The sequence below is a fragment of the Phenylobacterium haematophilum genome, from assembly GCF_014196295.1.
In the GTDB taxonomy this organism is placed as follows: Bacteria; Pseudomonadota; Alphaproteobacteria; order Caulobacterales; family Caulobacteraceae; genus Phenylobacterium; species Phenylobacterium haematophilum.
Genome location: NZ_JACIDK010000002.1, coordinates 858,669 through 877,413, shown reverse-complemented (window position 1 = coordinate 877,413; position 18,745 = coordinate 858,669). Strand labels below are relative to the sequence as shown.

Sequence of the window (18,745 nt, the reverse complement as noted above, 5' to 3'; positions counted from 1 at the left end):
CTTGTCCTGCCGCTAGTACGCCATGCCCTGGGCCACGGCCTTCAGCTTCTCGATGGCCGAGAACTTGTCGTCGATGAAGTCGTGGTCGATCCACCAGTCCTCGACCTCGCGCAGCACCTGGCCGACCATCGGGCCCTTGGGCACGCCGGACTTGAGCACGTCCTCGCCGGTCAGCGGGAACGGCGGCGGGGTCCAGCTTTCGGCCAGGGCCAGCAGGCCGCGCCACTGGTGCGTGGCGGCCGAACGCTCGGAATGGGCCCAGGCCAGCTTGATGCGGTCGCTGAACGCCTGCACGCCGATCTTGTAGACCGCCCGGCGGCTCTCGCGCGGGCTCATCCACGAGGTGATCCGCGGGGTCTTGCCCATCGCCGCGACCAGCCGGTCGCGCTGCTCGTTGGAGAGCCGCAAGCCCTCGGCCGCCTTGCCGACGCCGACCTCGTTGTCGGGCAGCAGCGTCGCCAGCCGCAACAGCGGATCGCAGATGAACAGCTGCTCGGTCTCGACCTCGACCAGCTGGTTGAGCGCCGCCAGGTCCGTGGCGCTCGGCAGCAGCTGGGTCAGCACGCGGGCTTTCGCCATCATCGCCAGCGCCGGGCGCGGGTCGTAGGCCGCCAGCAGCTTCAACAGCTCCTTGGCCACCCGCTCGGCCGCCAGATTGCCCATCAGCTCGCGTCCGGCCTCGCAGGCGGCCAGCGCCGCGGCGTCCGGCTCGCCCTTGCCGTACCAGGCCAGGAACCGGAAGTAGCGCAGGATGCGCAGGGAATCCTCGGCGATGCGGGTCGCCGGATCGCCGACGAACACCAGCCGCCCGGCCTTGGCGTCGGCCACGCCGGTCCCGGTCGGGTCCGTCAGGTTCCCCAGCCGGTCGGCATAGACCGCGTTCATCGTGAAGTCGCGCCGCTGGGCGTCCTCGGCCCAATCCTGGGTGAAGGCCACCACCGCCCGGCGCCCGTCGGTCTCGACGTCCCGGCGCAGGGTCGTCACCTCGAAGGGCTCGCCGCTGACGATCGCGGTGACGGTGCCGTGGTCGACCCCGGTCGGGGCGACCTTGATCCCGGCCGACTCCAGCGCCTTGGTCGCCTGGTCGGGCGTCAGGGTGCAGGCGATGTCGACATCGCCTACCGGCGCGCCCAGCAGGGCGTTGCGGACCGCCCCGCCGACGAACCTGGCGCAACCGGGGCCGCCGGCCGCCTCCAGCGCCTCCATCACCGGCGCTGCGGGCTTCATCCAGGGCTTTTCGCCGATGCTCTGCGTCACTTTGCGGGCGCCTTCTTCTCGAAATGTCCCGGCGCCACGTGTCCGCCGGCCTCCACTTCCGCAGGAACATAGGTCTCCCCGCGGTTGTCGCCATGGAAAAGACCGGTCGCCAGCAGCGAAACCGCCAGCAGCCCGCCGGCGATCGCCACCAGCCAGGTCCATGGCGTCGAGCCCATCGGCCGCCCCGTGCGCAGCGCCACCTCGCGCCACACGAACCAGATGACGAAGGGCGCCGCCATCAGCAGCAGCCGCGGAGCCAGCTCCCTAAGCAACCGCCGCTCCATAGAGCCGATCGTAGAGCGCCCGCAGCATTCCCGCCGTCGCGCCCCAGATGAAGCGGTCCTCATGGGTCATGGCGTAGAAACGGCGCAGCTGGCCGTCAGGTCCCTGGCGCTCGTGCCGCTCGTGATTGGCGGGATCCATCAGGAACCCGAACGGCGTCTCGAAGATGTCGGCCACCTCCGCCGGATTTGGGGTCAGCGAGAAGCCCGGCTGAATGAACCCCACCACCGGCGTCACCAGGAACCCGGTCCCAGTGCGATAGGGCGAGGAGAGCCCCGCCAGGCTCACGAAGTCCGGCGCCAGTCCGACCTCCTCGTGCGCCTCGCGCAGGGCCGTGACCGGGCTGGTCTCGCCGGGGTCGGTGCGCCCGCCCGGCAGCGCGATCTGGCCAGTGTGGCTGCGCAGGGTGTCGGCCCGCCGGGTCAGCAGCACCGAGTAGCCGTGCGGCCGCTCGATCAGCCCGACCAGAACCGCCGCCGGCTTCAGGCTCACCGGCTCGTTGGGAAAGGCGTTCGGCCCCAGGTCGAAATCCGACGCGGCCGTGCTCGCCGGCTCGCCGTCGAGCGGGTCGAGATGTCCGGCGATCCACTCGCGCATCTCGTCCGGCGGCGCATTGGGGCTCACAGCTGGTGGGCTCCGGCCGGACCGACCGGGAACCAGGCGCCGTTCGACTCGACGCCCAGGCGCGGGCCCTCGGGGGTGTCTCGCTCCTGCGCCAGCTCGACCAGCTCGTAGAACACCGGCCGGGCGATCAGCGCCTCCAGCCCGCGCCGCACGTGCAGATAGGGCCGCGGCTCGCCGGTCGCGGGGTCCATCTCGACCCGGATCTCGTTCTCGGGCCCGGCGACCACCTCGTCGCCGACATTGGTCAGGAACTTCAGCCCCTCGCCTTCGCGGTCCACGCGGGTGGCGATGAACGGCGCGTCCTCGACCGTGATCTTCATCTTCTCCACTGGGGTCACCAGGTGGAAGCCGTCGGGGTCCTTGCGCAGCACCGTCGAGAACAGCCTCACCAGCGCCTCGCGCCCGATCGGCGTGCCCTCGTGGAACCAGGTCCCGTCCTTGCGGATCACGATGTCGATCTCGCCGCAGTGGGCGGGATTCCACAGATGCACCGGCGGCAATCCGCGGCCAGGCGCTTGTTTGGCCGCAGCGATCACGCCGTCGAGGCCGGGCTTGGATGTCGTCTCTCCCATGCAGCAAAGGTAAGGACCCGCGTGCGTCGCCTCAACGGGGTTCTTCCACAAGCCGCAAGCATCGTCCGCCTCGACATCGCCGTTTCAATCGCCGCAAGGTGGCGGCCGCCGCCGAAGGACACGCCGCATGACGCAGCCCCCATCCGCCTCCACCGAGATCGACGCCCGCATCGCCGCGCTCGGCGACTGGCGCGGGCAGACCCTCGCCCGTGTCCGCGCCCTGATCCACCAAGCGGTCCCCGAGGTGGTCGAGGAGGTGAAGTGGCGCGGCACGCCGGTCTGGTCGCACGACGGGATCATCTGCACCGGCGAGACCTACAAGGCCTGCGTCAAGCTGACCTTCGCCAAGGGCGCGGCCCTCGACGACCCGGCCGGCCTGTTCAACTCCAGCCTCGAAGGCAACACCCGCCGCGCCATCGACATCGCGCAAGGCGCGGCCCTGGACGAGAGCGCCTTCAAGGCCCTGATCGCCGCCGCCGCCGCGCTTAACAGCGCCTCCAAGAAGAAGCCCAAGAAGGGCTGAGCGCGCTCAGGCCGTGACCGGCCCATCCAGCAGGTCGACCCCGCGCGCCAGCACCCGACGCTGGTTCACCGGTCCCGGCATGCGCACACCCTTGCACGGCGCGGCCGAGAAGCCGAAGCGGTTGAAATAGGGCTCGTCGCCGACCAGCAGCACCGGATAGCCGGCGGCTTGCGCGGCTGCGCAGGCGCGCTGCACCAGCTCGCCGCCGACGCCGAACTTGCGGCCCTCGGCGCGCACCGCCAACGGCCCGAGGAAGATGACGGGTGTCGCGCCGACATGCACCTTCCACATCCGCACGACGCCGATCAGCCGCGCGCCGTCCCAGGCGCAGAAAGACATCTCCGGGCGGAACTCGGCGAACTCGCGCACGCGCTCGGACGACTTCACGAAGCGGCCGGGCCCGAAGGCGTGATCCAGCAGCGCCTCGATGGCGTCGGCGTCGGCGGGTTGTTCTTGGGTGTAGGAAAGGGCCTGGTCGGCGGGATCGATCATGAACGTCTTTGCGATGCGGGAAGCGGCGGGGTCCGCCGCCATACGCGCAACGGCGACGGCGAGCGGGGCTCTAGCTGGCGCGGCGGGCGCGCCCGGTTCGTCGCTGGCGTCGCATGGACGTGTCCAGATCGTTCACAGGAAGCGCGGCGCATAAGGCCATGACGGCCTCGCGTCAATCGTGCGTTGCGGCGCAGGTCGTCGCGGTCCAAGTTGCGCGGCCTTTGCAGTCCCGAGTGCCGAGCTCGCATGTCCGACCCGTCCGAAGCGGCTCACCAGCCGACCACCGCCCGCGAGCTCCTCGCCCACCGCGACTACATGCTGTTCTGGTCGACCCGCGTCGCCTCGACCCTCGGCGTACAGATCCAGAGCGTGGCGCTCGGCTGGCAGGTCTACGCCGTCGCGCGCCAGACCCACAGCGTCGCCCAGTCGGCCTTCTATGTCGGCATGATCGGGCTGGTGACCTTCATCCCGGTGCTGCTGCTGGCCCTGTGGGCCGGCGAGGCCGCCGACCGCTACGACCGCAAGCGCATCCTCCAGCTTTGCTACGCCGGCGAGATCGCCTCGGTGCTGATCTTGCTCTCGGCCAGCCTGTTCGGCTTCGCCACCATCCCGCTGCTGCTGGGCGTGGCCGTGCTGTTCGGGATCAGCCGCGCCTTCATGGGCCCGGCCGGCACCGCCATGGGCCCGATGCTGGTGCCGCGCAGCCTCCTGCCGCGCGCCATCGCCTGGAACTCCCTGGCCTGGCAGGGCGGCTCGATCATCGGCCCGGCGCTGGGCGGGGCGCTGGTCTCGATCTCGCCGGCCGTCGCCTACGGCACGACCAGCGGCCTCTATCTGATCGCCGTGCTGACCGTCTCGTTGATCGCCATGAACACCAAGCCGGAAACCCAGGCCGGCTCGCGCTGGACTCTGATCAAGGAAGGCCTCGGCTACGTCTGGCGCAACAAGATCGTCTTCGGGGCGATCTCGCTGGACCTGTTCGCCGTGCTGCTCGGCGGGGCCACCGCCCTGCTGCCGGTCTACGCCCGCGACATCCTGCACGTCGGGGCCGAGGGCTTCGGCATGCTGCGCGCGGGTCCCGCCATCGGCGCCACCCTGGTGGCGATGTGGCTCGCCGCCAACCCGATCCGCACCAAGGCCGGGCCGATCATGTTCGTCGGCGTCGCCGTCTTCGCGCTCGCCACCATCGTCTTCGGCCTGTCGCAGACCTTCTGGCTGTCGGTCGTGGCCCTGGCCGTGCTCGGCGGGGCGGACATGCTCAGCGTCTATGTCCGGCAGACCCTGGTGCAGATCGTCACCCCCGACCAGATGCGCGGCCGCGTCGCCGCCGTCTCCTCGCTGTTCATCGGCGCGTCGAACGAGCTGGGTGAGTTCCGCACGGGCGTGGCGGCTCGCTTCATGGGCGCGGTGGCGGCCGCGGTCTCCGGCGGCGTGGCCGCGTTGATCGTCACCGGCCTCTGGGCCAAACTGTTTCCCGCCTTGCGCAAGGCCGACAGGCTCGAATAACAACGACGCTATTCTTTTAGGGAGATTGATCGATGGGTGCACTTTCAGGGAAAGTTGTTCTGGTCACCGGCGGCGGCAACGGCATTGGCCGTGATTGCGCGCTGATCGCGGCGGCCGAAGGCGCGAAGGTCGTGGTCAACGACCTCGGCGGTGGTCTGAAGGGCGAAGACGAAGGCTCGGCGGGTCCGGCCGAACAGGTCGCGCAGGAAATCCGCGCCGCGGGCGGCGAAGCGGTCTCCAACTCCGACAGCGTCACCGACCTCGACGCCGTCTACGGCATGGTCGAGCAGGCCAAGAAGGAATTCGGCGGCCTGCACGCGGTCATCAATCCGGCCGGCATCCTGCGTGACGTCATGTTCCACAAGATGACCGAAGCCGAGTGGGACGCGGTCATTGCCGTCCACATGCGCGGCTCGTTCAACGTCGCCCGCGCCACCATCGAGCTGTTCCGCGAACAGAACGACGGCGCCTACATGTTCTTCACCTCGACCTCGGGCCTGCTCGGCAACATCGGCCAGGCCAACTACGGCGCGGCCAAGATGGGCATCGCCGGCCTGTCGCGGATCATCGCCATGGAAGGCGCGCGCAACAACGTGCGTTCGAACTGCCTGGCCCCGGTCGCTTGGACCCGCATGACCCAGTCGGTGCCGGTGAAGGACGAAGCCGCCGCCGCCCGTCGCGCGGTGATGGCCGAGAAGATCCGCGCCGACCAACCGGCCCGCTTCTCCGTCGCCATGGTCACCCCGGCTGCGGCCCATGTTTCGGGTCAGATCTTCGGCGCTTCGGGCGAGAACATCATCCTCTACAGCCAGCCGCGTCCGATCGAGACCGTGACCAAGGAAGAAGGCTGGACGGTGCAGTCGATCCTCTCGGAAGCCGTTCCGAAGATGGAGCCGAAGTTCACCCCGCTCTCGCGCCCGCCGCTGGCGAGCCAGGGCGGCGACGCGGCCCCGGCCAAGGCCGGCTGATCCTCGCGATAGCCTAGAACGACCAGGCGGCGGCTCCCCAGGGGGCCGCCGCTTTTCTTTGCACATGCGCAATCGCTTACGCTGCAAGGGGTACTGGCCCGAAACTTGCTTAACGCCAGGCGTCCTTTCGCCAGGAGCGCCCCATGCCCGTGAGCAGCGTCGGCCCCGCCAGTTGGTACGCCCAGCCCCAGTTCGCCACCCCTGCCGGCAAGGCCAGGGAGAGCGAAGAATCCGCCGGCAAGCTGCGCATCGAGGAGCCGGCCAGGCCGGATCGGACGATGACGCCGGAGGAGGAAGAGAAGCTCAAGAAAACCCTCGCGGGCATGGCCGCCGGCGACTTCCAGAGGATCCTCGAGGAAGACGCCCAGCGCGCCGCCGAAAAACGCGCGCAGGAGGGCCGCGACCCGGCCGGCGCCGTGATCGACCTGCGCGTCTGAGCCCCTAGAGTCGGTGGGTGCGCACCCACTCCTCGCGCGTCAGTTCCCAGTACAGCGAGCGCCGCGTCGTCCCGTCCGGCCGCACGCTGTCGATCTCGCCCATGCGCCGAAAACCCGCCGCATCGATCGAGGCGGCCGAGCGCACATTGTCCAGCGCCGCGGTCAGGGCGATCAGCCTTACGCCCAGATTCTCGAACATGAAGGCGATCGACCGCGCGACCCCCGCCTTACCGCCGTGCGAGTTCTGCCGGTCCGCCCGCCGGGCCCCGGCGATCTCCGCCGCCGACCGATCCGGCCAGACCGTGAACCGCGAGTAGCCGGCGACCTCCCCGGCCTCGTCGAGCGACACGGTCAGCAGGCATTCGCCCTTTTGGCGCAGCGCCTCGCTCTCCTCGACCCAGCGGCCGACGTTCGTCTCGTTGATCGGCCGCGGCAGGTCGTAGATCGGGTCCGACACTTTCGGGTCGGCCAGCAGCGCCGTCAGGCCGGCGACGTGCTCGGGCCCGGCGATGATCATCGCCGGCCCGCCCGCGCTGCGCACCGCCGCGCGGATCGCCGCCTCTTCCTCCGGGCTGACCTGAAGCACTGTCCTGGGCGGCGCGCTCATCGCCGTCTCCTCCATAAGCCGCCGGTTGGCCCGGCCTTTGCTCCAGCCTAGCCCAGTCACGGAGCATTCGCATGCAAGTCGGCAGTTCCAGCCTCGCAAACGGCCTTTTCTCGACCGATACGCTGAGCAAGATCGGTCAGCTCGGCAAAACCGACTCGGCAAAACCGTCCGCCGCGGCCGAAGCTGCGCGCAAAGCCGAGCTTTCCAAGTCCGCCCAGCGCGCCGTCCTCGACGAGATCCGCGAGAAGGGCATCTACGCCTGGGCCCAGGAGCAGAAGCTCGAAAAGCTGAAGGAAAAGATCGAGGCCGAGGTCAGATCCGCCAACCCCGACGCCGACCCTGCCACTATCGAGAGCGAGGTCGCCCGCCTGGTGAAGGAAGCGATGGAACAGGCCCTGAAGACCGAAGCCGCCGAATCCGCCAAGCGCGGCGAACCGGCCAAACCAATGATCATCGACATCTCGGTCTGACAGGCCCCGGCCTCAGCGTGTCATCCCGGCTTCGGCACAGCCGAAGACCGGGACCCATGAACACCTGATCCTTCAAGCAGCGGCATGGCCCCGCCCCCATTCCGCCAGTTCGGCGCGAATGGGTCCCGGTCTTGCTTCGCAAACCGGGATGACACCGGCTCATCAGGCTCGCTGGGGACCCTCCCCTACACCGTCTCGCGCGGCCCCACCGGGCTCGGCTGGTTCTCCGTCCGCCAGCGGATCTCGTCCGGCGTCCCCGGCAGAGGCGGCCGATAGCCCTGGATCGACCACAGCTCATAGGACGTCTCGTCGATGTGGTACTCCCAGTTCAGCCCCCGGTCGCGGACGTAGGGCGCCAGCGCCGCGTCGGCCATTTCGATGAACTTCGCCCTGATCTCGGCCGTGGGCATGGTCCGGGCGATGTGGTCGATCCAGATGCGCACGAAGTTGTCGACGCTCTCGCCGCCGATGAAGAACGAGTCGGCCGCGACCTCCTGGAACACCACCCCGACATAGAACTTCGGCAGCCCGCGGGCGTAGAGCGCGGTGATCGCCTCCGACAGCCCCTTCTTGTCCTCCAGGCTGAACGCCCCGACCGGGTGGTAGATTTTCCAAAGCGGCATGGCTCGACTCCTCTGCGGACGGCTTCGACGCCGCCTTGACTTCAATAATGATGATTGTCATCATTGAATCCATAGGGCCGTCAAGAGGCAAGCCGATGAAGATCAGCAAGGCGCAGGCGCAGGAGAACCGCGACCGGATCGTCGGCGCAGCCGCCACGCTGTTTCGCGAACGCGGCTTCGACGGGGTCAGCGTCGGCGACCTGACCAAGGCCGCCGGCTTCACCCACGGCGGCTTCTACAACCACTTCGAGTCCAAGGACGCCCTGGCCGCCCAGGCCCTCGAAAGCGCCTTCGCGACCATGGCCGGCCACCGCGAGCGCGCCCGCGACCTGCCCGAAATGCTCACCCACTACCTGTCCCAGGCCGCCCGCAGGGCCCCGGGCAAGAGCTGCCCCGCCGCCGCGCTCGGCGGCGACGTCGGCCGCGGGTCAGGCGACGTGAAGGCCGCCTTCGCCGGCGGCGTCGAACAGATGATCGCCTCGGTGGAAGCGCGTCTGCCCGACGGCCCCGACCGCCGCGCCCGCGCCCTCGGCGTCGTCACCCGCATGGCCGGCGCCCTGATGCTGGCCAGAGCCGTCCCCGACGGCCCCCTGGCCGACGAACTCCTGGAAACCAACCTCAAGCTGGCGATCGCCGAAGCGGGATGAGCGCGACTCCCTCTCCCCCTTGAGGGGAGAGGGAAAGTCACGCGGGCAGCGCCTAGTGATCCCCGCCGCAGTGCGAATGGTCGGCCAGCGCCTCGATCACCCGGCACTCGGCCACCGCCCCGTGGCTGCAGGTCGCCAGCATCCGGGTCAGTTCGCCCTTCAGCGCGGTCAGCTTGGCGATCTTGTCCTCGACCGCCGCCAGATGCCGGCCGGCGATCTCGTCGACCGGCCCGCACGACCCATCCGGCCGGTCGGAAAGTTCGAGCAGCGTGCGCAGGTCCTCCATCTCGAAGCCCAACTCCCGCGCATGGCGGATGAAGCTCAGCCGCCGCACATGGACATCGTCATAGAGCCGCCGGTCGCCCTCGCTGCGAGGCGGGGCCGGCATCAGCCCGGCGCCCTCATAGAAGCGGATGGTGGTCACTTTTACGCCGGCCCGGCGCGAGAGTTCGCCGATCGAGATGTCGCCCGCCATTCGCCGCTTGCTCCTACAGTGACTGTAGGATCCATCACTTAGGCATGACCTACGAGATCGTCCACCACAAGGCGCCGCCGCCCGCCCCCGAAGAGGCCGCCTGCGCCTCCGCCGGATGCGGTTGCGAGGACACCGCCCGCGCCGTCGAGAACGGCTCCCCCGCCTTCCGCCGCGCCGTCTGGATCGTGCTTGGCCTCAACGCCGGGATGTTCGCGCTGGAGGTGGTCCAGGGCCAGCTCGCCGGCTCCATGGCCCTGCAGGCCGACGCCCTCGACTTCGCCGGCGACAGCGCCACCTACGGCCTGTCGCTGTTCGCCCTGACCCAGAGCCTGGCGTTCCGGTCCAAGGCCGCCCTCGTCAAGGGCGTCAGCCTCGGGCTGATGGGGGTCTACGTGCTGGTCGCCGCCCTCTGGCGCACCTTCGTCGATGGCGCGCCCGATGCGGTGACCATGGGCTGGGTCGGCGCGCTGGCGCTGTCGGCCAACGTCGTCTCCGCCCTGCTGCTGCTACGCTTCCGCGACGGCGACGCCAATGTCCGCTCGGTCTGGCTCTGCTCGCGCAACGACGCCATCGGCAACGTCGCCGTGCTCTGCGCCGCAGGCATTGTCGCCTACACCGGCACGAAGTGGGCCGACCTGGCGGTCGCCGCGATCATGGCCAGCCTGTTCCTCTCGACCGCTGCCTCGATCATCCGCCAGGCCCGCGGCGAACTTCGCGCGCAGGCGGCCGCGTAGTGGATGTCATCCCGGTTTCGGCGCAGCCGAAGACCGGGACCCATGAACACCGGATGGGTCATGCACGACCACGGCCGCGTCCCATTCTGCACTCCAGACGCAAACCGCAATGACAGTGGGGGAGGACGCTCAGCTCTCCGCCAGCGCCTTCAGCGGCCCGTCGGTTAGCCGCCGCACGATCCACTCGGTCTGCGCGCTCGCCCCCAGCGAATCGTAGAACGCGATCGACGGGGCGTTCCAGTCCAGCACCGACCATTCCAGCCGCGCCAGCCCCTCGTCCTGGCAGCGCTGGGCCAGCCGCCGCAGCAGCGCCTTGCCGGCCCCTAGTCCCCGCGCCTCCGGAACCACGAACAGGTCCTCCAGATAGATCCCGTGCCGGCCGCGGAAGGTCGAATAGTTGTAGAACCACAGCGCAAAGCCCACCGGCGCGCCGTCCGCCTCGGCGATGTCGCAGAACGCCCGCGGATGCTCGCTGAACAGCGCCGCCTCGACGTCGGCCTGCGTCGCCTCGACCTCGTGCAGCAGCTTCTCGTACTCGGCCAGGCCGCGGATGAAGCCATAGATCAGGCCCGCGTCCGCCGGGGTCGCCGGCCGCACTTGCACCTCGGCCGCCGCGGCGGTCTTCTCCTGGCCCATGCCCGTCTCTCCCGACTTTCTCGACTACGTGCTCGAGCAGCTGCATCCCCTTGGCGGGATCACCCACCGCCGGATGTTCGGCGGCGTCGGCGTCTCGCGGCACGAGCTGTTCTTCGCCCTGATCGCCGACGACGTGCTCTACTTCAAGGCGGACGCGGTCACCGTCCCCGACTTCGAGGCCGCCGGCTGCGAGCCCTTCAGGCCGTTCGGCGGCGACAAGGCGATGAACTACTGGACGCTCCCGCTCGAAGCCCTCGAAGATCCCGACGAAATGACCGCCTGGACGACCAGGGCCCTCGACGCGGCCCTACGCGCGACAACGGGAAAGCAGCGCGGAACCTAGTTCCCCCATAGGCGGCGCAATTGCGTCACCCTACCACCACGCCCGGCGGCGGCTTGCTGCTCTCCGGCACGAAGAAGTCCGGCATCAGCGGCGTGGTCGGATCGACCCGATATTTGTCGAAATCCCTCACGCCCTCGCCATAGAGGAAGCTGTCGTCGATCAGGAAGTTGCCCGTGAACTCGCGGCTCGGCTTCTCGAAGATCGCGTGCGCCGCATCGGCCATGATCTCCGGCGTGCGGCAGGCCTTCATGCCCTCCTCGCCGGCCAGGGCGAATTGGATCGCCGCGGTGGCGATGCCGGTGCGCGGCCAGAGCGCGTTGAACGCGATCCCGTCCTCGCGGAACTCCTCGGCCATGCCCAGCACGCACATGCTCATGCCGAACTTGGCCATGGTGTAGGCGACGTGCCCTTTGAACCACTTCGGGCTCATGTCCAGCGGCGGCGACAGCATCAGCACATGCGGATTGGCCGCCTTCTTCAGATGCGGGATGCAGGCCTTCGAGGTCAGGTACGACCCGCGCGCATTGACCTGGTTCATCAGGTCGTAGCGCTTCATCTCGGTGGCCAGCGTGCCGGTCAGCTGGATGGCCGAGGCGTTGTTGACGCAGATGTCGATCCCGCCGAACGCCGCCACGGTCTTCTCGACCGCCTCGTAGACGCTGGCCTCCTCGCGCACGTCGACGATCAGCGGCAGCGCCTTGCCGCCGGCCTTCTCGATGTCCTCGGCCGCCGAATAGATCGTGCCCGGCAGGTGCTTGTGCGGCTCGGCGGTCTTCGCGGCGATGGCGATGTTCGCCCCGTCCCTGGCCGCCCGCAGCGCGATGGCCAGGCCGATGCCTCGGCTGGCCCCGGTGATGAAGAGGGTCTTCCCGTTCAGGCTCATAGGCTCACTCCGGTGATTTCCTCCGACAGCGCCCATAGCCGCTCGGCGCTTTCCGGATCGATGGCGTAGGGCATGACGCCCTTCATCGGGTTGTCCTTGCTCCAGGGCGGCGCCTCGGCGCAGTCCTCAAGGTAGAGCCCGCCGACGCCCTCCAGCTCCTCGCCGACCGCGGCCCAGACGCTGGTCGAGGCGCCCTGCTCGGGGGTCTTGAAGCCCTCGCGGACGTTGCCTTCCTCGTCCATCCAGCCCATCGCCACCATCTCCTCCTTGGGAAGATAGCGCTGCAGCGGGGTCATGATGCCGCCGGGCATCACCGCGTTGGCGGTGATCCCGTGCTCCTCGAAGCGGGCGTTGTACCCGACCGCGAACAGCGAGTTGGCGGTCTTCGACTGGCCATAGGCCTCCCACTTGTCGTAGGGCCGGCTCAGATAGTTGGGGTCGTCCCAGTTGATGTCGCTGCGCCGGTGGCCGATCGACGACAGCGCCACCACCCGCGCCAGCCGGTCCTCGTCCGAGGCGTTCAGCAGCGCCCGGGTGAGCCCCACGGTCAGCACGAAATGGCCGAAGTGGTTGGTGCCGATCTGCAGCTCCAGGTCCTCGGCCGTGCGCAGCAAGGGCGTCGCCATCACCCCGGCGTTGTTGATCAGGATGTCCAGCGGCTGGTCGCCCCAGGCGTCTACGAACGAGCCGACTGAGCCGAGGCTGGCCAGGTCGAGCGTCCCGGCCACCACCTTGTCGGCCCCGATCGCCTCGTTGATCGCGACGGCCGCCTTCTCGCCGGCGACGCGGTCGCGCACCGCCAGCATGACGTCCGCGCCCGCCGCGGCCAGCGCCTTGGCGGTCTCGTAGCCGATGCCGCTGGCCCCGCCTGTGACCACGACGTTGCGGCCGGAGAGATCATGGTCGCCGGCCACCACGCGGGCGGGGGTGAAGGCGCCGAAGCGGGAGCGGATCATGGGTCAGGACACCTTGCTGAAGTCGGGAGCGCGCTTCTGCGCGAAGGCGGCGAACGCCTCCTTGGCCTCGGCGGACTTCAGCTGGGCGGCGAAGTGCGCGCCCTCCTCGTCCATGCGCTGGGCCAGGCCCGTCTCGTCGCGCATCAGCGCCTTGGTGATCACCACCGCGGCCGGCGGGCGGGCGGCGACGGCTTCGGCCGCGGCGCGGGCCTTGGCGCGCAGCTGGTCCAGCGGCACGACCTCGTTGGCGATGCCCCAGTCGACCGCCTTCTTGGCGTCGACCGCCTCGCCCAGCACGAACATCGAAAACGCCCGCGCATGGCCGATGCGGCTCGGCAGGGTGATGCTGGAAGCCGCCTCCGGCACCAGCGCCAGGTTCACGAACGGCGTGGTCAGCAGCGCGTTGTCGGCCAGATAGACCAGGTCGCAGTGCAGCAGCATGGTGGTGCCCACGCCCACCGCGCGGCCGTTCACCGCAGCGATCAGCGGGGTCTTGGCCCGCGCCAGCGCCGCCAGCAGCGGATTGCCGCCGCGCCGCGCCTCGTTGGCCGAGGACTCGCCGGCGTTGACCGCCGCGAAATCGCTGATGTCGTTGCCGGCGGTGAACATGTCGCCGTTGGCCTGGATCAGGACGCAGCGCACGTCCTTGTCGAACTCGGCCTGATCGATGGCGTCGCCCAGGGCCTGATACATGTCGCGGGTCAGCGCGTTCTTCTTGTCCGGACGGTTCATGGTCAGGGTCAGGACCCCGCCGGACTTCTCGATCAGAATATGGTCGGCCATTGAAATGCGCTCCTAAACTTACGCCGTATGCTAACGCGGCGCGGAGCGCGGATCGAAGCGGAATCTTCCAGTGTCCTCCCGGTTTCGGCGCACCCGAAGACCGGGAGGAAAGCACGGCGCGCGCCGAGCCCCTACGCCGCCCGGTACCAGATCACCCCGGCCTCGTCGGGCTCGGCGACCGCCTGGCCGCGGGCCATCAGGCAGTTGAGGTGCGCCAGGCTCTCGCCGGTGGCCATGCCCAGCACCCATTGGTCGATCTTGCGGCGGAACAGCACCGGGAACACGTCCACCGCCCGCTTCGGCTCGGCGATCAGTTTGCGCAGCCGCGCCAGCCCGCGCTCGTGCCCGCCGATCAGGTGGTCGATCCGCGCGTGCAGGCCATGGAAGGGCTCGTTGTGCGCCGGCAGCACCAGGACGTCGTTGTCCACCCGATCCTTGATCGCCGCCAGCGTCGTCAGCCACTCGGTCAGCGGGTCGCCGTCCGGCTCGGTCGGGAACACCGACACGTTCGACGAGATCTTCGGGAGCACCTGATCTCCCGAAATGAACAGCTTCAGGTCCCTCTGCCAGAGGCAGACATGCTCAGGGGAATGGCCCGACCCGACCACCACCTCCCACGGCCGCCCGCCGATCTCCACCACGTCGCCGTCCGACAGCCGCCGGAACGTGTCGGGCAGCGCGTGCAGGCCCTTGCCGAAGCCGCCGAACCGGGCGCGATAGTCCTCCAGAGCGTCGTCGTCCCATCCGGCGGCGCGGTAGAACGCCAGCGCATCGGCCGGCGCCTCGCGGCCGGTGTCGGCCGCCAGCGAGCGGCACATCAGGAACTCCAGCCGGCTGATCCACAGCCGGCACTGGAACTTGCGGGTCAGCCAGCCGGCCATGCCGATGTGGTCGGGATGCATGTGGGTGACGAACACGCGCGTCACCGGCTTGCCGCCCAGCGCGCCGGCGAACGCCTTGCGCCAGGTCTGCTGGGTGTCCGATCCGCCCATGCCGGTATCGACGATCGCCCAGCCCTCGCCGTCCTCGATCGCCCAGACGTTGATGAAGGCCAGCGACCCGCCCAGCGGCATCCGCAGCCACTTCACGCCCGGCGCCACGTGGACCGCCTCGCCCAGTTGCGGCCCTTCGGCGAACGGATAGCTCAGCCGCGCCCGCGCCGTCTGTTCCTGGGTCTCTTCGAAGCCGTCGCGCAATGCCGTCCCCTTCTCACTATCGCCCCATTTTGAACGCACTTCTGGTTAGGGCAAACGCAACCTTCAGCGCCGTTCAGACGTCATTCACGACGAACTTGACCCACTGGCGCTGCGGGGGCTTATGTCCGCGCGATAGGGAACCACCCAGGAGTTTTTCGAAAATGAGGCCATTCATCACGGGGCTGGCCGCCACCTTGGCCGTGCTGGCCTTGGCGCCGGCCGCCGTCTCGCAAGGCAAGAAAGCCGCCGAGATCTCGGAAAAGGCGCGCACCCAGGGGATGGCCGAGGCTCCGGCCCTCGCCAAAGCCGCGGGCATTTCCTGCAACGTCACCGACGCCCTGTTCGTCGGCAAGACCGAAGACAAGAAAGCCAAGACCAAGACCAGCTACTACGAAATCGACTGCGACCAGGGCGTCGGCTTCGTGCTGTCGGCGGTCGAGGGCGGCGCGACCACCTCGTTCACCTGTATTGAAGCCGGCACCCCGGGCCCCGACGGCAAGCCGTCGAACCTGGCCTGTAAGCTTCCGGGCAACGCCGATCCCAAGGCCGACCTGGCCGGCGTCCTCGCCGCGGGGAAGGTTCAGTGCACCCCCGAAGCCGCCCGCGGCATCGGCCAAAGCGCCACCGCCACCTATCTCGAAGTCGCCTGCCAGGGCTCGGCCCAGGGCTACGTCCTGAAGACCAGCGCTCCGATCGATGCGGCCAAGCCGGTCGAGGCCACCGACTGCATGCTCTATGACGGCGGCCAGTCGAACATCTCCTGCACCCTGCGCACCAAGGAACAGCGCCTGGCGGTGATCGACACCATCGCGGCCCAGGCCAACAACGGCTGCACCGTGAAGGACAAGCGCTACATGGGCATGTCTCAGACCGGCTCTTCGTTCTTCGAAGCCGCCTGCGCCGACGGCAAGGGCTACCTCTACCGCGTCGACGCCGGCAAGCTGACCCAGACCTACGACTGCGCCAAGGCGCAGGGCGTCATGGGCGGCTGCACCCTGACCGACACCAAGGAAGCGGTCACCGAGCAGAACGGCCTCTACACCAAGCTGGCCAAGGCCGCGGGCTTCAACTGCGACGTCTCGAAGTACGCGCCGTTCCCGAGCGCCAACAACAAGGACATCGTCGAGATGGCCTGCTCGAACCGTCCGGACGGCGGCGTCGGCGTGTTCGGCGGCCCGAACGACAAGCCGATCGTCTACGACTGCGCCCGCGCGCCGATCGCCGGCTATCGCTGCTCGTTCACCAAGCTCGACGCCAACAGCTACGGCTCGGTCACCGCCGACCTGAAGAAGCTCGGCAAGCCGGACTGCGCGGTCTCCAACGCCCGCGTCATCGGCAAGACCGCCAAGGGCACGACCTACCTGGAAGTCGCCTGCGCCGACGGCCTGAAGGGCTACGTCATGGAGTACAGCGCCGACCTGACGCCGCTGAGCACCACCGGCTGCGCCTTCACCAAGGACTGCAAGCTGCCGGGCAACGTCTAAGCCCGGCCAGCCAAGCCAAAGCGAAAGGCCCGGGGGCGACCCCGGGCCTTTTTCTTTGCGGCGGCTAGGCGACGCGCTGGAACTGAGAGGCGCCGGTCTTGGGGTCGGCGTTTTCCAGCCGCACGACCAGCCGATCTCCGACCTCGACCTTGTGGGCGGCGACCCGCGCCACCACCGGCAGTTCGCACAGCTGCATCCGCGCCCCGCGCTCGTCGATGTCGGTGACCACCGCTTCGAAGCTCTCCCCGACTTGGTCGTGCAGCATCACCGCCTCGGCCAGGTCGATCACCGCCCGGTCGATCTGCCCGGACTGGGCGTCGGCGCGCGCCATCACCTTGGGCAGCTTGCCGAAGGCCTCGACCGCCGCGGCCGGCGGCGGGCCGCCGTTGGCGATCGCCAGCACGGTCTCGACCACATAGCGGTCCGCCAGCCGCCGCAACGGCGCGGTCGCATGCGCATAGGGCGCGGCCATCGCTGCATGCCAGGGCGCCTCGCCTTCCGAGAACGGCACATAGGACGCCGGCGCGCACGCCCGCCGCACCGCCAGCATGAACGCCGCCTGCTTCGGATCGCGCGGGTCCAGCCGGACCTCGAACTGCGCCAGGCTTTCCATCTGCGGCCAGCTGAGCCCGAAGGCCCGCGCCGTCTGCCGCAGCCGCCCCACCGCCCGCGCATCGGGCTCGGGCATCACCCGGAAGAGGCCGGTCTTGCGCGCCTGCATGACCTTGGCGATCGCCAGGTTGGTCGCCAGCGACAGCGCCGCGTTCTGCTCCTCGGCCCGCGCACGCGGGCGGAAGCGCAGTTGCAGCCGCCCATCGACCGAGGCGACTTCCTGCTCGGGCGGATCGACCCGCACCGCTCCGCGCTGCGCTTCGGCCGCATCGATCCGCCCCGCCAGCTCGGCGAACCCGGCCGGCAGCTCCTGCGGCGTCACTGTCTCGTAGGCCAGCTTGGCGACGCTGCGGATCAGCGCCCGCTCGGCGCCCTCCAGCGTCGGCTCGCCATCGGGGGCGACCCGCACGGTGAACACCACCGCCGGCCGCGGCCCGCTCGGCAGCAGGCTGGCCGCGCCCTCGCTCAGCACGCGCGGATAGAGGCTGGCCTTGCCATCGGGCAGATAGAGCGTCGCGCCTCGCTTCCAGGCCTCGACGTCCAGCGGGTCGCCGTCGCGGACGAACCAGCCGACGTCGGCGATCGCGTAGTGGAGAATGAGGTCGCTTCCGCGCGCCTCGATCGCGAAAGCCTGGTCGAGGTCGATCGAGGCGGCCGGGTCCAGGGTCACGAAGGCCCGCTCGGTGCGGTCGACGTGGGCGGTCGGCTTCCGCTGCGCCGCGGCCTCGGCGGCGGCCAGCACTTCCGGCGGGAAGGCGTCCGGAACCTTGAAGCGGGTGCGGATTTCGGCCAGGCCCTGGCTCAGCGCCTGGTGCGGATCGACGAGCGTTTTCATGCCCAAGCTCTGTCAGGCCCGCCCGCCGCTGTCATCCCGCCGGACACAAAAGGATCGCCCAAACGAAAAGGCCCGCGGATCGCTCCGCGGGCTTTTCTCATTGGGTCAGGTTCGCCTTAGGCGTGCGAAAGCAGGTGTTCCGCATTGCCGCGCAGGTGCGCCAGCGCCTTGGTCACGAACACGTTGACCGTTTGATAGAAGGCCAGTTGACCTTCGATGTTCTCGTAATCGGCAAACAGCATGATCGCCTCCATATGCTGGAGGCTACTTATGCTGCGACGCACCCAAGATCAATGGTGCGACGCAATATTTCCGATTGTGATGAAAAATGTGAAGCGCCTCGACTTCAGTGCTGGGTAGGGAAATTCTCCTGCCGAGCCTGGGCGCAAGCTTGTTCGCACATGCGGCAAGCTTCAGCGCAGATCCGGCAGTGCTCCATGTGGGCGGCGTGCCGTTCGCACTCCTCCGCGCATAGCCGGCAGGCCGCTTCGCACAGTTCGATCATCTGGCCGACCAGCATCTGGTTGGATCCCGTGCGCCGCGTCGCCAGAGCCCCCGTCGCCGCGCAGACGTCGGCGCAGTCCAGGCAAGAGCGTATGCATTGGGTCAGCTTGGCCACCATCTCCTCGCCCAGGCAGGCGTCGGCGCAGGCGGTGCAGGTCTGGGCGCAGTCGTAGCATTCCTCGATGCAGGCGATCAGCGCGGCGTTGGCGAGTCCCCCCGCCTGAGGATGCGTCGGAATGATCTGCTGGGCGTGCATGGCGGCCTCCCGGGGTTGGGGTGTCCTCCCCAACCGGCGG

Annotated in this window: 25 protein-coding genes; 9 read left to right on the top strand and 16 right to left on the bottom strand. The window is 69.1% G+C overall.

Annotated elements, in window-relative coordinates; genetic code table 11:
• Positions 1–12 precede the first annotated feature (12 nt).
• The 4 genes from GGQ61_RS10310 to GGQ61_RS10295 are packed head-to-tail and all read right to left on the bottom strand — an operon-like array spanning position 13 to position 2,735.
• Positions 13–1,257 carry a CCA tRNA nucleotidyltransferase gene (locus tag GGQ61_RS10310; RefSeq protein WP_425500997.1) on the bottom strand — a complete coding sequence of 415 codons (1,245 nt, stop codon included), beginning with the start codon at positions 1,255–1,257 and terminating at the stop codon, positions 13–15.
• Positions 1,254–1,529: a hypothetical protein gene (locus tag GGQ61_RS10305; protein WP_183772147.1), complete on the bottom strand. Its 276-nt coding sequence runs from the start codon at positions 1,527–1,529 to the stop codon at positions 1,254–1,256. Before GGQ61_RS10305 ends, GGQ61_RS10310 begins: the two co-directional genes overlap by 4 nt.
• Entirely contained in the window at positions 1,522–2,136 is a 615-nt protein-coding gene (locus tag GGQ61_RS10300) for a CoA pyrophosphatase (RefSeq protein ID WP_183772480.1), read from the bottom strand. Before GGQ61_RS10300 ends, GGQ61_RS10305 begins: the two co-directional genes overlap by 8 nt.
• Before the next feature lie 23 nt (positions 2,137–2,159).
• Positions 2,160–2,735, bottom strand: a complete 576-nt coding sequence (locus GGQ61_RS10295) for a DUF1285 domain-containing protein (protein ID WP_183772145.1) — start codon at positions 2,733–2,735, stop codon at positions 2,160–2,162.
• A 127-nt stretch (positions 2,736–2,862) separates the two neighbouring features.
• Between GGQ61_RS10295 and GGQ61_RS10290 the strand changes: the two genes are divergently transcribed.
• Positions 2,863–3,258, top strand: coding sequence for a DUF1801 domain-containing protein (locus GGQ61_RS10290; RefSeq protein WP_183772143.1), 396 nt, complete (start codon positions 2,863–2,865; stop codon positions 3,256–3,258).
• A 6-nt stretch (positions 3,259–3,264) separates the two neighbouring features.
• Here GGQ61_RS10290 and GGQ61_RS10285 read toward each other — a convergent pair whose 3' ends face one another.
• Positions 3,265–3,750: a GNAT family N-acetyltransferase gene (locus GGQ61_RS10285; RefSeq protein ID WP_183772141.1), complete on the bottom strand. Its 486-nt coding sequence runs from the start codon at positions 3,748–3,750 to the stop codon at positions 3,265–3,267.
• 246 nt (positions 3,751–3,996) lie between these two features.
• On the opposite strand from GGQ61_RS10285, the gene GGQ61_RS10280 reads away from it, so the two are divergent.
• From GGQ61_RS10280 to GGQ61_RS10270, 3 genes are all read left to right on the top strand, one after another.
• Entirely contained in the window at positions 3,997–5,256 is a 1,260-nt protein-coding gene (locus tag GGQ61_RS10280; protein WP_183772139.1) for an MFS transporter, read from the top strand.
• A 32-nt stretch (positions 5,257–5,288) separates the two neighbouring features.
• Positions 5,289–6,224: an SDR family NAD(P)-dependent oxidoreductase gene (locus GGQ61_RS10275; protein ID WP_183772136.1), complete on the top strand. Its 936-nt coding sequence runs from the start codon at positions 5,289–5,291 to the stop codon at positions 6,222–6,224.
• Positions 6,225–6,367: 143 nt separating this feature from the next.
• Positions 6,368–6,661 carry a hypothetical protein gene (locus GGQ61_RS10270; protein WP_183772134.1) on the top strand — a complete coding sequence of 98 codons (294 nt, stop codon included), beginning with the start codon at positions 6,368–6,370 and terminating at the stop codon, positions 6,659–6,661.
• Positions 6,662–6,665: 4 nt separating this feature from the next.
• Here GGQ61_RS10270 and GGQ61_RS10265 read toward each other — a convergent pair whose 3' ends face one another.
• Positions 6,666–7,268, bottom strand: a complete 603-nt coding sequence (locus tag GGQ61_RS10265; protein ID WP_183772132.1) for a GNAT family N-acetyltransferase — start codon at positions 7,266–7,268, stop codon at positions 6,666–6,668.
• Between the two features lie 71 nt (positions 7,269–7,339).
• Here GGQ61_RS10265 and GGQ61_RS10260 point away from each other — a divergent pair, with 71 nt between their 5' ends.
• Positions 7,340–7,738: a hypothetical protein gene (locus GGQ61_RS10260; RefSeq protein WP_183772130.1), complete on the top strand. Its 399-nt coding sequence runs from the start codon at positions 7,340–7,342 to the stop codon at positions 7,736–7,738.
• A gap of 185 nt (positions 7,739–7,923) precedes the next feature.
• Here GGQ61_RS10260 and GGQ61_RS10255 read toward each other — a convergent pair whose 3' ends face one another.
• Positions 7,924–8,361 (bottom strand): tautomerase family protein, encoded by a 438-nt coding sequence (locus tag GGQ61_RS10255; protein WP_183772128.1) that lies wholly within the window; start codon positions 8,359–8,361, stop codon positions 7,924–7,926.
• A gap of 95 nt (positions 8,362–8,456) precedes the next feature.
• Between GGQ61_RS10255 and GGQ61_RS10250 the strand changes: the two genes are divergently transcribed.
• A complete protein-coding gene (locus GGQ61_RS10250; RefSeq protein ID WP_183772126.1) occupies positions 8,457–9,008 on the top strand; it encodes a TetR/AcrR family transcriptional regulator in 552 nt (183 codons plus the stop codon).
• A gap of 52 nt (positions 9,009–9,060) precedes the next feature.
• Here GGQ61_RS10250 and GGQ61_RS10245 read toward each other — a convergent pair whose 3' ends face one another.
• Positions 9,061–9,483 (bottom strand): MerR family transcriptional regulator, encoded by a 423-nt coding sequence (locus GGQ61_RS10245; RefSeq protein ID WP_183772124.1) that lies wholly within the window; start codon positions 9,481–9,483, stop codon positions 9,061–9,063.
• A 44-nt stretch (positions 9,484–9,527) separates the two neighbouring features.
• On the opposite strand from GGQ61_RS10245, the gene GGQ61_RS10240 reads away from it, so the two are divergent.
• A complete protein-coding gene (locus GGQ61_RS10240; protein WP_183772122.1) occupies positions 9,528–10,217 on the top strand; it encodes a cation diffusion facilitator family transporter in 690 nt (229 codons plus the stop codon).
• 129 nt (positions 10,218–10,346) lie between these two features.
• Here GGQ61_RS10240 and GGQ61_RS10235 read toward each other — a convergent pair whose 3' ends face one another.
• A complete protein-coding gene (locus GGQ61_RS10235) occupies positions 10,347–10,853 on the bottom strand; it encodes a GNAT family N-acetyltransferase (protein ID WP_183772120.1) in 507 nt (168 codons plus the stop codon).
• Here GGQ61_RS10235 and GGQ61_RS10230 point away from each other — a divergent pair.
• Complete coding sequence (locus tag GGQ61_RS10230; protein WP_183772118.1) at positions 10,852–11,196, top strand: TfoX/Sxy family protein; 345 nt, start codon at positions 10,852–10,854, stop codon at positions 11,194–11,196. The two genes, GGQ61_RS10235 and GGQ61_RS10230, sit on opposite strands and share 2 nt — an antisense overlap.
• Before the next feature lie 25 nt (positions 11,197–11,221).
• Here GGQ61_RS10230 and GGQ61_RS10225 read toward each other — a convergent pair whose 3' ends face one another.
• From GGQ61_RS10225 to GGQ61_RS10210, 4 genes are all read right to left on the bottom strand, one after another.
• Positions 11,222–12,079, bottom strand: a complete 858-nt coding sequence (locus GGQ61_RS10225) for an SDR family oxidoreductase (protein WP_183772117.1) — start codon at positions 12,077–12,079, stop codon at positions 11,222–11,224.
• Positions 12,076–13,035 (bottom strand): oxidoreductase, encoded by a 960-nt coding sequence (locus GGQ61_RS10220; protein WP_183772116.1) that lies wholly within the window; start codon positions 13,033–13,035, stop codon positions 12,076–12,078. The genes GGQ61_RS10225 and GGQ61_RS10220 overlap by 4 nt, the downstream gene beginning before the upstream one ends.
• Positions 13,036–13,038: 3 nt before the next feature.
• Positions 13,039–13,818, bottom strand: coding sequence for an enoyl-CoA hydratase-related protein (locus tag GGQ61_RS10215; protein WP_183772114.1), 780 nt, complete (start codon positions 13,816–13,818; stop codon positions 13,039–13,041).
• 131 nt (positions 13,819–13,949) lie between these two features.
• Positions 13,950–15,014, bottom strand: a complete 1,065-nt coding sequence (locus GGQ61_RS10210) for an MBL fold metallo-hydrolase (protein ID WP_246370600.1) — start codon at positions 15,012–15,014, stop codon at positions 13,950–13,952.
• A gap of 161 nt (positions 15,015–15,175) precedes the next feature.
• On the opposite strand from GGQ61_RS10210, the gene GGQ61_RS10205 reads away from it, so the two are divergent.
• On the top strand, positions 15,176–16,498 hold the full coding sequence (locus tag GGQ61_RS10205; RefSeq protein WP_183772112.1) for a hypothetical protein: 1,323 nt from the start codon (positions 15,176–15,178) through the stop codon (positions 16,496–16,498).
• A gap of 64 nt (positions 16,499–16,562) precedes the next feature.
• On the opposite strand, the gene GGQ61_RS10200 is transcribed toward GGQ61_RS10205, so the two are convergent.
• The 3 genes from GGQ61_RS10200 to GGQ61_RS10195 all read right to left on the bottom strand — a co-directional run bounded on the left by GGQ61_RS10200 (position 16,563) and on the right by GGQ61_RS10195 (position 18,705).
• Positions 16,563–17,945, bottom strand: coding sequence for an RNB domain-containing ribonuclease (locus tag GGQ61_RS10200; protein ID WP_183772110.1), 1,383 nt, complete (start codon positions 17,943–17,945; stop codon positions 16,563–16,565).
• Between the two features lie 116 nt (positions 17,946–18,061).
• A complete protein-coding gene (locus tag GGQ61_RS22455) occupies positions 18,062–18,187 on the bottom strand; it encodes a hypothetical protein (RefSeq protein WP_281372650.1) in 126 nt (41 codons plus the stop codon).
• A gap of 104 nt (positions 18,188–18,291) precedes the next feature.
• A complete protein-coding gene (locus GGQ61_RS10195; RefSeq protein WP_183772108.1) occupies positions 18,292–18,705 on the bottom strand; it encodes a four-helix bundle copper-binding protein in 414 nt (137 codons plus the stop codon).
• Positions 18,706–18,745 lie beyond the last annotated feature (40 nt).